Consider the following 12,964-nt stretch of genomic DNA (forward strand, 5'->3'; position numbering starts at 1 on the left):
GCGCCCGCTCCGCCCGCGTTCTCCTAAGTAATTTAGTAGATGACCGCCGGGCTTGCGCAAGCCGCCCGCCCCCGGCCGCCGGGCCCGCCGACCCGAAGCCACCGGTCCGCCGCCCCGCGCCCGCCCCGCGCCGGGCCCGCACCCCCTCACCACCCCCTCAGGAGCGCCCTCGCGCACCCCCTCACAACCCCCTGGTGGCACCGGTAGTGCAACAGAGTGCACAGAGAGGGCAAGGTCACACCCTTCGCCTCTCCTGCGCCCCCGCGAACGGGCGCTAACCTGCGGGGCATGACGGTCCCGCCCGAAGGGCTTCCCCTGGCCGCCGAGTTCCCGGCCGCCCACCGCGCGCAGTGGCAGACCCTCGTCGAGGGTGTGCTCCGCAAGGCGGGGGCGCAGCCCGAGGACGGCGCCGCGGCCGAGCACGCGCTCGGTACCGCGCTCCAGGACGGGCTGCGCGCCCGCCCGCTGTACACCGCCGAGGACGCCCCGGCCGACCCCGGCCTCCCCGGCTTCCCGCCGTTCGTGCGCGGCGCCCGGCCGCAGGGCGCCACCGTCTCGGGCTGGGACGTCCGCCAGCGGCACAGCGACCCTGATCCGCGCCGCACCAACCAGGCCGCGCTGGCCGACCTGGAGCACGGCGGCGGCTCGCTCTGGCTGGAGCTCGGCGGGGCGGGACTGCCCGTCACCGCGCTGGGCGAGGCGCTCACCGGCGTCTACCTCGACCTGGCCGCCGTGGTCCTCGACGCGGGCGCCGAGTTCCCCGCCGCCGCCGAGCAGCTGTTCGCGCTGTACCGCGAGCGCGAGGTCTCCCCCGGCTCCGCCGTCGCCACCCTGGGCGCCGACCCGCTCGGCCTCCAGGCCCGCACCGGCGACGCCACGCGCACCGACGCCCTGCTCGCCGAGGCCGCCGCGCTCGCCACCCGCTGCGCCGAGGGCTACCCCGGCGTGCGCGCGCTGGCCGTCGACGCCCTGCCGTACCACGGGGCCGGCGCCTCGCCCGCCCAGGAGCTGGGCGCCTCGGTCGCCACCGGCGTCGCCTACCTGCGCGCGCTCACCGCCGCCGGCCTCTCCGTGGACGCCGCGCTCGGCCAGCTGGAGTTCCGCTACGCGGCCGACGCCGACCAGTTCCTGACGATCGCCAAGCTCCGCGCCGCGCGCCGGCTCTGGGCCCGGGTCGCCGAGGCCAGCGGCGCCACCCCCGCCGCCTCCGCGCAGCGCCAGCACGCCGTCACCTCCGACGTGATGATGACCGCCCGCGACCCGTGGGTGAACATGCTGCGCACCACCATCGCCTGCCTGGCCGCCGGTGTCGGCGGGGCCGACGCGGTGACCGTGCTGCCGTTCGACACCGCCGTCGGCCTGCCGGACGCCTTCGCCCGCCGGATCGCCCGCAACACCCAGGCGATCCTGCTGGAGGAGTCGCACCTGGCCCGGGTCGTCGACCCGGCCGGCGGCTCCTGGTACGTGGAGCGGCTGACCGACGAGCTCGCCCACGCCGCCTGGGCCTGGTTCCAGGAGATCGAGCGGGCCGGCGGCCAGCGCGCCGCGCTGGAGTCCGGCCTGGTCGAGCAGCGGATCGCCGCCACCTGGGCCGAGCGCTCGGTCCGGCTCGCCAAGCGGCGCGAACCGGTCACCGGCGTCAGCGAGTTCCCCAACCTCGGCGAGCAGGCGCTCGTCCGCGAGCCCGCCCCGGCCGGCCCCGGCGGCGGACTGCCGACCGTGCGGCGCGCCGAGGCCTACGAGGCGCTGCGCGACCGCTCCGACGCGCACCTCGCCGCCACCGGCGGCCGCCCGACGCTGTTCCTGGCCTCGATCGGCACCGCCTCCGCGCACACCGCGCGTTCCACCTTCGCCGCCAACCTGTTCCAGGCCGGCGGCATCGCCACCACCGCGCACGAGGGCACCGACCCGGCGGCCTTCGCCGAGGCGTTCGCCGCCAGCGGCGCCGCAGTGGCCTGCCTCTGCTCCAGCGACGCCCTGTACGGCGAACACGCCGAAGCGGTGGCCGCCGCACTCGGGGCGGCGGGCGCACGACGCGTCCTGCTGGCCGGCCGGCCGGGCGAGAACCCGCCCTCGGGCGTGGACGGCTTCGTCTTCGCCGGCGGCGACGCCGTCGCCGTCCTCACCTCCCTGCTCGACGAGATCGGAGTGGCCCGATGATCCCCGACTTCACCGCGATCGGGCTGGACCCGGACGCCGACGGCGCCCCCGCCGCCCGTCCGGACGCCACGGCCACCACCAGCGCCGGTGCCACCGCCACCGCCACCGCCACCGCCACCGCCAAGGCCACCGAGGGCCAGTGGCGCGCCGCCTGGCGGCAGGCCACCGGCAAGGACGTCGACGAGCAGCTCTGGGACACCCCCGAGGGCATCGGCGTCAAGCCGCTGTACACCGCCGAGGACCTCGCCGGCCTGGACTTCCTGGGCACCTACCCGGGCATCGCCCCGTACCTGCGCGGCCCGTACCCGACGATGTACGTCAACCAGCCGTGGACGGTCCGCCAGTACGCGGGCTTCTCCACCGCCGAGGAGTCCAACGCCTTCTACCGCCGCAACCTGGCGGCCGGTCAGAAGGGCCTGTCGGTCGCCTTCGACCTGCCGACCCACCGCGGCTACGACAGCGACCACCCGCGGGTCACCGGCGACGTCGGCATGGCGGGCGTGGCGATCGACTCCATCTACGACATGCGCCAGCTGTTCGACGGCATCCCGCTGGACCGGATGTCCGTCTCGATGACCATGAACGGCGCGGTGCTGCCCGTACTGGCGCTGTACATCGTGGCGGCCGAGGAGCAGGGGGTGCCGCCGGAGAAGCTGGCCGGGACCATCCAGAACGACATCCTCAAGGAGTTCATGGTCCGCAACACCTACATCTACCCGCCGCAGCCCTCGATGCGGATCATCTCCGACATCTTCGCGTACACCTCGCAGAAGATGCCCCGGTACAACTCGATCTCCATCTCCGGCTACCACATCCAGGAGGCCGGGGCCACCGCCGACCTGGAGCTGGCCTACACCCTGGCCGACGGCGTCGAGTACCTGCGCGCAGGACTGGACGTCGGCCTGGACGTGGACGCGTTCGCGCCCCGGCTGTCGTTCTTCTGGGCGATCGGCATGAACTTCTTCATGGAGGTCGCCAAGCTGCGCGCGGCCCGGCTGCTCTGGGCCAAGCTGGTCAAGCAGTTCGACCCGAAGAACGCCAAGTCGCTGTCGCTGCGCACCCATTCGCAGACCTCCGGCTGGTCGCTCACCGCCCAGGACGTCTTCAACAACGTCGCCCGCACCTGCGTGGAGGCGATGGCCGCCACCCAGGGCCACACCCAGTCGCTGCACACCAACGCGCTGGACGAGGCGCTCGCGCTGCCGACCGACTTCTCCGCCCGGATCGCCCGCAACACCCAGCTGCTGCTGCAGCAGGAGTCCGGCACCTGCCGGGTCATCGACCCGTGGGGCGGCTCGGCCTACGTCGAGAAGCTCACCCACGACCTCGCCAACCGCGCCTGGCAGCACATCCAGGAGGTCGAGGCGGCCGGCGGCATGGCCAAGGCCATCGATGCCGGCATCCCCAAGCTGCGGGTCGAGGAGGCCGCCGCCCGCACCCAGGCGCGGATCGACTCCGGCCGCCAGCCGGTGATCGGCGTCAACAAGTACCGGGTGGAGAGCGACGAGCAGATCGACGTGCTCAAGGTCGACAACTCCGCGGTGCGCACCGCCCAGATCGAGAAGCTGCGCCGGCTGCGCGCGGAGCGCGACGAGACCGCCACCCGCGCCGCCCTGGACGCGCTCACCCGCGCCGCCGAGGCCGGGCCCTCGCGCGGCGGCTCGCTCGACGGCAACCTGCTGCACCTGGCCGTGAACGCGGCCCGCGCCAAGGCCACCGTCGGCGAGATCTCCGACGCCCTGGAGAAGGTGTACGGCCGGCACTCGGGCCAGATCCGTACCATCTCCGGTGTGTACCGAGACGAAGCGGGCGCCTCCGCCCCCCTGCAGCGCACCCGGGAACTGGTCGAGCGGTTCGAGCGGGCCGAGGGCCGCCGGCCCCGCATCCTGGTCGCCAAGATGGGCCAGGACGGCCACGACCGCGGCCAGAAGGTGATCGCCACCGCCTTCGCCGACCTCGGGTTCACCGTGGACGTCGGCCCGCTGTTCCAGACCCCCGCCGAGGTCGCCCGGCAGGCCGTCGAGGCGGACGTGCACATCGTCGGCGTCTCCTCGCTCGCCGCCGGCCACCTCACCCTGGTGCCCGCGCTGCGCGCCGAACTCGCCGCCGCCGGACGCGAGGACATCACCATCGTGGTCGGCGGGGTGATCCCCCCGCAGGACTTCGACGCCCTCTACGAGGCGGGCGCCGCGGCGGTCTTCCCGCCCGGCACGGTGATCCCGGAGGCCGCCTACGACCTCCTGAAGTCGCTCGCCGCCGACCTCGGCCACGAGATCTGAGGCCCGGGTCGGATGCCGCCCCGGACGATCGACCTCGACAGCTACGCGACGGGTGTGCGGGAGGGCTCGCGCGCGTACATCGCGCGGGCCATCACCCTCGTCGAGTCCACCCGGCCCGACCACCGCGCGCTGGCGCAGCAGCTGCTGACGAGGCTGCTGCCGCACTCCGGCGGCGCGGTCCGGGTGGGCATCACGGGGGTGCCCGGGGTCGGCAAGTCGACCTTCATCGACGCCTTCGGCACCATGCTCACCGCGCAGGGCCACAAGGTCGCGGTGCTGGCCGTCGACCCGACCTCCAGCCGGACCGGCGGCTCGATCCTGGGTGACAAGACCCGGATGGAACGCCTGGCGGTGGACCCGAACGCCTTCGTCCGGCCGTCGCCGACCTCCGGCACCCTCGGCGGGGTGGCCAAGGCCACCCGGGAGTCGATGCTGGTGATGGAGGCGGCCGGCTACGACGTGGTGCTGATCGAGACCGTCGGTGTCGGCCAGTCGGAGACCACCGTGGCCGGCATGGTCGACTCCTTCCTGCTGCTCTCCCTGGCCCGCACCGGCGACCAGTTGCAGGGCATCAAGAAGGGCGTCCTGGAGCTCGCCGACGTCATCGCGGTCAACAAGGCCGACGGCCCGCACGAACTCGACGCCAAGGCCGCCGCCCGCGAACTCGCGGGCGCGCTCAGGCTGTTGCAGGCCCCGGACGCCCCTTGGACGCCGCCCGTGCTGACCTGCTCGGGCCGCGACGGGGGTGGGCTGGACGTGCTCTGGGAGCGCCTCCAGCAGCACCGCAAGGTCCTCGACGCGACCGGCGCGCTGGCCGCCAAGCGCCGCGACCAGCAGGTGGAGTGGACCTGGGCGATGGTCCACGACCAGTTGCTGGCCCGCCTCCACTCCCACCCCGAGGTGGGCCGCCTGGTCCCGGAGCTGGAGCGCCGGGTGCGCGAGGGCACAATGACCGCGACACTCGCGGCGGACAGAATCCTGGACGCGTTCAGCACGCCACCGGCGACCTGAGCGCGAGACCGAGCGCCGTGCCCCACCCGTGGGGGCACGGCGCTTCGTGCTGCACGAGCAGCAGCCCCATGTCCGCCGGTTCCTGGCCGAGCGTGGCCGGTACCTCGAATCGTTCGAGGTCACGTTCCTGGACGAGATCGACGGCAAGGGGTCTGCCTGACGGGCACGAAAGGGCCCCCGGACGGTTCGCACCGTTCGGGGGCCCTTCGTTACCTGCCCTGCCCTGGGTCAGGTGATTTTGGGCGACTCACCCCGACAAAGGAGGGGTCAGGCGCTCTTCGCCGCCGTGAAGCGGGCCGAGACGTCCTGCCAGTTGACGACGTCCCACAGGCGGGTGACGTAGTCGGGGCGGACGTTGCGGTACTGCAGGTAGTAGGCGTGCTCCCAGGCGTCGAAGGCCAGCAGCGGGGTGGTGCCCTGGCCGACGTTGCCGTGGTGGTCGTAGACCTGCTCGACGATCAGGCGGCCGGCCAGCGGCTCCCAGGAGAGGATGCCCCAGCCCGAGCCCTGGACGCCGGTGGTGGCGGTGCTCAGCTGCTTCTTGAAGGCGTCGAAGCTGCCGAAGTGCTCGGTGATGGCGTCGGCCAGCTCGCCCTCGGGGCGGTCGCCGCCCTCCGGGGAGAGGTTCTGCCAGAACAGCGAGTGCAGCACGTGGCCGGACAGGTGGAAGGCGAAGGTCTTCTGCAGCCCGACCAGGCCGCCGAACTGCTCCTTGTCCCGCGCCTCGGCGAGCTGCTCAAGGGTGTCGTTGGCGCCCTTGACGTACGCGGCGTGGTGCTTGGAGTGGTGCAGCTCCAGGATCTCCGCGGACATCGCGCGCTCCAGCGCGGAGTAGTCGTACGGGAGGTCGGGAAGCGAGTAGGTGCTCATCAGGAGACGGGCCCTTTCGGCGAGTTCAACGGTGACGATCGTGCCGGGTCAACACTATTGCGTATCAGTTGCAGAAACTAAGCACCGGCTCCTGCGTATTCCTCCCACCCCGGAGAACTTCACCGCGGTTCCTTGTTGCACAATAGTTGCAGGTAGTAGAAGCAAGCAATAAGGGTGGACACTGTGGCCGGATCGCCGGTGGTGCTGGGCATCGAGTCGTCCTGCGACGAGACCGGCGCGGGGCTGGTGCGCGACGGCGTACTGCTCGGCCAGGCCGTGGCCTCCTCGATGGACGAGCACGCCCGCTACGGCGGCGTGGTCCCCGAGATCGCCGCCCGCGCACACCTCCAGGCGATGGCGCCGGTGGTCGACGAGGCCCTGCGGCGGGCCGGGCTCACCCTCGCCGACGTCGGCGCGGTGGCGGTGACGGCCGGTCCGGGCCTGGCCGGGGCGCTGCAGATCGGGGTGGCGGCCGCCAAGGCCTACTCCTTCTCGCTCGGCGTCCCGCTGTACGGGGTGCACCACCTCGCCGGGCACGTGGCCGCCGCGACGCTCGACGGCGGGCCGCTGCCCGACCCGTGCGTCGTGCTCATCGTCTCCGGCGGGCACACCTCGCTGCTGCTGGTGCGCGACCTGGCCCGCGACCCCGTCGTCCACCTCGGGGACACCCTGGACGACGCGGCCGGCGAGTGCTTCGACAAGGTCGCCCGGATCCTGCGCCTGCCCTACCCGGGCGGCCCGGCGATCGACCGGGCGGCCCGGGACGGCGACCCGCGCGCGGTGCGCCTCCCGCGCCCGCTGAGCGGACCGAACGACCCGCCCTACGCCTTCTCCTTCTCCGGCCTCAAGACCGCCGCCGCCCGCTGGGTGGAGGCGCAGCGCGCCGCCGGGACCGAGCCGAACGTCCCGGACGCGGCCGCCGCGCTCCAGGAGGCGATCGCCGACGTGCTGACCCGCAAGGCCGTCAGGGCCTGCCTGGACCACGGGATCGGCACGCTGGTGGTGGTCGGCGGGGTGGCCGCCAACTCGCGGGTGCGGGAGCTGGCCGAGCGGCGCTGCGCCTCGGCCGGGATCGCGCTGCGGGTGCCGCCGCTGCGGTTGTGCACCGACAACGGGGCGATGGTCGCGGCCGTCGGCGACCTGCTGGTCCGGGCCGGGGCCGAGCCGGCCCCGGCGGACCTCTCGGTCGACCCCTCGGCTCCGCTGGAGGCCGCGGCGCTCACCCCGCGGGCGGCCGCGACGCTCGCCCCGCGCCCCGCGACCGGACGTTCCGCCGCACCGGCCGCCTGAGCCCTACCAGGACAAATGCCCCACCACGGGGCCCCCTGACAACGTTTCGGTTGCGGCGAACGATTATTCGACCCCTGGGCCTTCCCGGCGGCTGGCAGCGTGTGCCATTTTACATGTCACACATCGAGTGGCCGCGTCCCCCATGCCGCGGCCCCGAACGGCCCCGGAGGCCCCCACAGATGCGTCCCTCCCGGATATCCATGGCCAACGCGCGCAAGCTCCCTGCGCTCGGCGCGGCCTTCTTCATCGCCCTCGGACTGTTCGCCCCGCAGGCCCAGGCCGCCCCGGCCGGCGCCACCACCCCGGCCGGCGGCAGCACCTCGGCCGCCACGCCGCGGTCGTTCCCGGTCCCCAAGTCGCCCGACGCCAAGAGCACCAGCCCCTACAAGATCTCCGCCCAGGACAGCACCACGGCGCACACCCCGCCGGCCGCCCCGGTCACCGCTCCGGTCAAGGCCGCCAAGGGCTTCTCGGCCGCCGCCGCGGACCCCTGTCCCGACCTGTCCGGGGTGCTCAACGCCTCGGGCAGCGCCCTGGTCCAGCAGCTCAAGGCCCTGCCGCGGGTCGAGTGCACCTGGCCGCTGTTCAACATCGACGTCAACGCCTCGGGCTCCGCCTTCCGCGAGGCCAACATGGTGACCGTCGCCAACGCGCTGCGCGACGCCGCCCCGGCCTACCCGGGCGACAACAGCACGGCCGTCGGCCAGCTGGTGCTCTTCCTGCGGGCGGGCTACTACCTGCACGAGACCAACCCGAACGCCATCGGCAGCTACGGCCCGACGCTGGCCGCCGCCACCCGCGGCGGGCTGGACGCGTTCTTCGCGAACAACCACAGCAAGGACGCCACCGCCGCCAACGGCGACCTCATGGTCGAGGTCGTCAAGGTGATCGGCCAGACCGACACCCTCGGCCGCTACGCCGGCTACTTCAAGTGGCTGCTCGACAACTACACCGGCACCTGGCCCGAGCGGATGACGGCCACCGTCGCCGAGTTCGACTGGGTCCTCAAGGACGGCTTCGCGGCCGCCAACGACAGCAAGGGCTGGAAGGCCGCACTCAAGGCCGACCCCAGCATCCTGAACTCCTGGTCCGGCTTCATCACCCGTAACGACTCGCTGCTGAACCGCTTCGACATCGTCAGCAACATCGGCCGCTACCTCGGTTACGCGCTGGACGTGCCGGAGCTGAAGGCCCAGCTGCGGCCGATCATGAAGGACCTGATCAACCGCTACCCGAACGTCGGCCCGACCGCCCCGATCACCATGAACCTGGGCTGGGCGACGCGCAAGTTCGACAAGGGCCACTGCGCGGACTTCGGCATCTGCGACCTGAACACCCGCCTCATGCCGGTCATCCTGCCGATCCAGAAGGTCTGCAACGACGGCCTGAAGATCAAGGCCCAGGACATGTCCCCGGGCCAGCTTGCGACCACCTGCACCAGCCTGATCAACCAGGATGCCTACTTCCACAAGATCATCGGTGACAAGGGCGCCATCCCCGGCGACGTGAACACCAACCTGGAGGTCGTCGCCTTCGACGACTACGACCAGTACTCGCTGTACGCCTGGGCCTTCTACGACATCGACGTCGACAACGGCGGCATGTACGAGGAGGGCAACCCGGCGGTGGCCGGCAACCAGGCCCGCTTCATCGCCCACGAGGCGTCCTGGATCCGCCCGGAGTTCCAGATCTGGAACCTCAACCACGAGTACACCCACTACCTCGACGGCCGCTACAACATGTACGGCGACTTCGAGGCCGGCATCGTGACCCCGACCATCTGGTGGGTCGAGGGCATCGCCGAGAACATCTCCTACGGTTACCGCAACGTGCGCAACGCCGACGCGATCGCCGAGGCGGCCAAGAAGACCTACAAGCTCAGCGAGCTCTTCGACACCGTCTACGACCAGACCGCCGACGCCGACGTCAACTCCAACCGGGTCTACCGCTGGGGCTGGCTGGCCACCCGCTACATGCTGCAGCAGCACCGCTCCGACATGGACGCCGTGCTCGCCAAGTACCGCACGGGTGACTGGAACGGCGCCCGCACCATCCTGAAGACCACCATCGGCACCCGCTACGACGCCGACTTCAGCAACTGGCTCGGCGCCTGCGCCACCAACGACTGCGGCCCGCTGCCGGAGGCCCCGACCGGCCCGGTCACCCCGACCACCCCGCTCTGCACCATCGCGGACACCCGCCAGTTCGACAACAACTGCCGCCGGGACAACCTGGCCGCCGCCACCGGCAACTACAGCTACCACTTCATCAACCTGCCGGCCGGGGTCAAGACGCTGACCCTCACCAGCAGCGGCGGCACCGGCAACGCCGACCTGTACTACGGCGGCTCCAGCTGGGCCACCACCAGCAACTTCCTCGCCAAGTCCACCAACGCGGGCAACGGCGAGACCCTCACCATCACCAACCCCCCGGCCGGCTGGGTCTACTTCAGCCTCGCCGCCCAGCAGGACTTCGCGGGGACCACGCTCTCCGTGCAGTACCAGTAGCAGCAGCAGTACTGGTAGCAGCACCCGCACCACCGGGGTGAAGCACCGAGCACACCAGGACCCCCACCGCCCGACACCGTCGGGCGGTGGGGTCCTGGTCGTTTCGCCCCGTCGAGCCGGCTCTTCGCCGGCCCGGCGGGGCGAAACGCTGTCCGGAGCCGGCGCGGGAGGCTCGCAATGCCCCGGCAAAGACAGGCCAATTGCCGCCAAAAGGCTTGTCAGGTACGCGAACTGACAACGTTTCAGTTTCGGTGCGCCGGGCGCCCGCGCAAACCCTTCCTTTGCCATGCCACATGTGCAATTTTACCTGTCATACATCGTCAGCCGCGTGCCCCACACGTGGCCCAGAGGCCCCGGAGGCCCCCACAGATGCATTCCTTCCGGATATCCACGTCCGCCGCGCGCAGACTCCCCGCGCTCGGCGCCGCCTTATTCCTCGCGCTCGGCCTGGCCGCACCGCAGACGGCCCGGGCCGGCGACACCGCCCCGGCCGGAGCCGCGGCGGCCCCCGCCGCCATCACGGTGGCCCCCGACGCCGCATCGACCACCCCGCGCGGCATCCCGTTCCCGAAGTCGCCCGACGCCGAGAAGGACACCTTCCACGGCACCCCGGACCTCCGGGTGAAGGCCGCCCCGACCACCGAGACCGCCCTCGCCGCCGGCGCCGTCGCCGCCAAGAGCCTCGCGGCGGCCGTGGCCCCGGACGCTCCCTGTCCGAACCTCGACGGGCTGATCAGCGCCACGGGCAGCGCGCTGATCCAGCACCTCAAGAACCTGCCGAGGCCGTCCTGCGCCTGGCCGCTCTTCGACCTCAAGGCCGACCGCGCCGCGAACGCCTTCGACGAGGCCCGGATGGTGGCCGTCGCCGATGCGCTGCGCGACGTCTCCACCACCTACCCCGGTGACACCAGCACCTCCGCCGGCCAGCTGGTGGCGTACCTGCGCGCCGGGTACTACAAGAAGGAGCAGTACCCGACCGCCCTCGGGGCCTACGGCCCGGCGGTCGACAACGCGACCCGCGGCGCGCTGGACGCCTTCTTCGCCGCACCGCACAGCAAGGACATCAGCAACGCCAACGGCGACACCCTCGCCGAGGTGCTCAAGGTGGTCAGCCAGTCCCACTCGACCGGCCGGTACCTCGGCGAGATCAAGTGGCTGCTCAATACGTACAAGAGCAACTGGCCCAAGCAGATGGTGAACAGCCTCAACCAGCTCGACTGGGTCGTGAAGGACGCGTTCGAGGACAAGACCGACGCCCAGGGCTGGAAGGCCGCGATCAAGAACGACCCCGGTCTCCTCGACCTCTGGGCCGGCTTCATCACCCGCAACGCCTCGGTGCTCAACCGCGACGACGTCGTCAGCAACGTCGGCCGCCACCTCGGCTACTTCCTCTCCCTCCCGGAGTTCAAGGAGCGCACCAAGCCGCTGCTCAAGGACCTGATCCACCGTTTCCCGAACGTCGGCCCGACCGCCGCGCTCACCATGAACCTGGGCTGGGCCACGCGCAAGTTCGACAAGGGCAACTGCGCGACCTACGACATCTGCGACCTGAGCACCCGCCTGATGCCGGTCATCCTGCCGATCCAGCACGCGTGCAGCCCCGACCTGAAGATCCGGGCGCAGGACATGTCCCCGCTCCAGCTCGCCGACACCTGCACCAGCCTGACCAACCAGGACGCCTACTTCCACAAGATCATCGGTGACAAGGGCGCCATCGCCGGCGACGTGAACACCAACCTGGAGGTCGTCGCCTTCGAGAACTACGACGAGTACAGCTGGTACGCCTGGGCCTTCTACGACATCGACGTCGACAACGGCGGCATGTACGAGGAGGGCAACCCGGCCAAGCCGGGCAACCAGGCCCGCTTCATCGCCCACGAGGCCTCCTGGCTGCGCCCGGACTTCTCGATCTGGAACCTCAACCACGAGTACACCCACTACCTCGACGGCCGCTACAACATGGCCGGCGACTTCGACGCCAGCCTCGTGACCCCGACCATCTGGTGGGTCGAGGGCATCGCCGAGAACATCTCCTTCGGCTACCGCGACGAGCGCAACGAGGACGCGATCGAGGAGGCCGCCAACAAGACCTACAAGCTCAGCCAGCTGTTCGACACCGTCTACGGCCAGGAGGCCGATCCGGACGTCAACTCCGCCCGGGTCTACCGCTGGGGCTGGCTCGCCGTGCGCTTCATGCTCCAGCAGCACCGCTCGGACGTCGAGGCCGTGCTCACCAAGTACCGTGCCGGTGACTGGAACGGTGCCCGCGACATCCTGAAGACCACCATCGGCACCCGCTACGACGCCGACTTCAGCAACTGGCTGGACGCCTGCGCCACCAACGACTGCGGCCCGCTGCCGGAGGCCCCGACCGGCCCCGTCACCCCGGCTCTCACGGTGTGCACCATCCCGGACACCCGCCAGTTCGACAACAACTGCCGCCGGGACAACCTGACCGCCAACGCCGGCAGTTACAGCTACCACTTCGTCAACCTGCCGGCCGGCGTCAAGACCCTGACCCTCACCAGCAGCGGCGGCACCGGCAACGCCGACCTCTACTACGGCGGTCCCAGCTGGGCCACCACCGGCAACTTCCTCGCCAAGTCCACCAACGCGGGCAACGGCGAGACCCTCACCGTCACCGACCCCCCGGCCGGCTGGGTCTACTTCAGCCTCGCCGCCCAGCAGGACTTCGCCGGCGCCACCCTCTCCGTGCAGTACCAGTAGCAGCAGCAGTAGCAGCAGTACGAGTAGCAGCACGAGTAGCAGTACCGGTAGCAGCACCCCCGGCAGCAGCACTGCCCCAGGAGGCCCCGTCATCCGTGACGGGGCCTCCGCCGTGCAGCC

At 71.6% G+C, this 12,964-nt stretch carries 7 protein-coding genes; 6 read left to right on the forward strand and 1 reads right to left on the reverse strand.

Features of this window, described 5'->3' with window-relative positions; genetic code table 11:
- Nucleotides 1–288 precede the first annotated feature (288 nt).
- From ACW14Y_RS08560 to meaB, 3 genes are read left to right on the forward strand one after another with little or no spacing between them, the layout of a single operon-like run.
- The gene (locus ACW14Y_RS08560) at nucleotides 289–2,160 is read left to right on the forward strand and encodes a methylmalonyl-CoA mutase family protein (RefSeq protein WP_456986399.1); all 1,872 of its coding nucleotides are present in this window, start codon (nucleotides 289–291) and stop codon (nucleotides 2,158–2,160) included.
- Nucleotides 2,157–4,439: a methylmalonyl-CoA mutase gene (gene scpA / locus ACW14Y_RS08565; protein WP_456986400.1), complete on the forward strand. Its 2,283-nt coding sequence runs from the start codon at nucleotides 2,157–2,159 to the stop codon at nucleotides 4,437–4,439. The genes ACW14Y_RS08560 and scpA overlap by 4 nt, the downstream gene beginning before the upstream one ends.
- A 12-nt stretch (nucleotides 4,440–4,451) precedes the next feature.
- On the forward strand, nucleotides 4,452–5,450 hold the full coding sequence (gene meaB, locus ACW14Y_RS08570) for a methylmalonyl Co-A mutase-associated GTPase MeaB (protein ID WP_380306225.1): 999 nt from the start codon (nucleotides 4,452–4,454) through the stop codon (nucleotides 5,448–5,450).
- Nucleotides 5,451–5,717: 267 nt separating this feature from the next.
- Here meaB and ACW14Y_RS08575 read toward each other — a convergent pair whose 3' ends face one another.
- Nucleotides 5,718–6,320, reverse strand: a complete 603-nt coding sequence (locus ACW14Y_RS08575; RefSeq protein WP_043472659.1) for a superoxide dismutase — start codon at nucleotides 6,318–6,320, stop codon at nucleotides 5,718–5,720.
- A gap of 183 nt (nucleotides 6,321–6,503) precedes the next feature.
- On the opposite strand from ACW14Y_RS08575, the gene tsaD reads away from it, so the two are divergent.
- The 3 genes from tsaD (at nucleotide 6,504) to ACW14Y_RS08590 (ending at nucleotide 12,844) form a co-directional block, all read left to right on the forward strand.
- The gene (gene tsaD, locus ACW14Y_RS08580) at nucleotides 6,504–7,610 is read left to right on the forward strand and encodes a tRNA (adenosine(37)-N6)-threonylcarbamoyltransferase complex transferase subunit TsaD (protein ID WP_456986401.1); all 1,107 of its coding nucleotides are present in this window, start codon (nucleotides 6,504–6,506) and stop codon (nucleotides 7,608–7,610) included.
- Nucleotides 7,611–7,810: 200 nt separating this feature from the next.
- Nucleotides 7,811–10,117 carry a collagenase gene (locus ACW14Y_RS08585; RefSeq protein ID WP_456986402.1) on the forward strand — a complete coding sequence of 769 codons (2,307 nt, stop codon included), beginning with the start codon at nucleotides 7,811–7,813 and terminating at the stop codon, nucleotides 10,115–10,117.
- Nucleotides 10,118–10,486: 369 nt separating this feature from the next.
- Nucleotides 10,487–12,844: a collagenase gene (locus ACW14Y_RS08590; protein ID WP_456986403.1), complete on the forward strand. Its 2,358-nt coding sequence runs from the start codon at nucleotides 10,487–10,489 to the stop codon at nucleotides 12,842–12,844.
- The last annotated feature ends 120 nt before the right edge of the window (nucleotides 12,845–12,964 follow it).

The sequence above is a fragment of the Kitasatospora sp. cg17-2 genome, assembly GCF_054031055.1.

Bases quoted from the DNA above. Each gene is read 5' to 3' on its own strand.
- ACW14Y_RS08560 (WP_456986399.1), top strand. From the start codon at position 289: ATGACGGTCCCGCCCGAAGGGCTTCCCCTGGCCGCCGAGTTCCCGGCC.
- scpA (WP_456986400.1), top strand. From the start codon at position 2,157: ATGATCCCCGACTTCACCGCGATCGGGCTGGACCCGGACGCCGACGGC.
- meaB (WP_380306225.1), top strand. From the start codon at position 4,452: ATGCCGCCCCGGACGATCGACCTCGACAGCTACGCGACGGGTGTGCGG.
- ACW14Y_RS08575 (WP_043472659.1), bottom strand. From the start codon at position 6,320: ATGAGCACCTACTCGCTTCCCGACCTCCCGTACGACTACTCCGCGCTG.
- ACW14Y_RS08585 (WP_456986402.1), top strand. From the start codon at position 7,811: ATGGCCAACGCGCGCAAGCTCCCTGCGCTCGGCGCGGCCTTCTTCATC.
- ACW14Y_RS08590 (WP_456986403.1), top strand. From the start codon at position 10,487: ATGCATTCCTTCCGGATATCCACGTCCGCCGCGCGCAGACTCCCCGCG.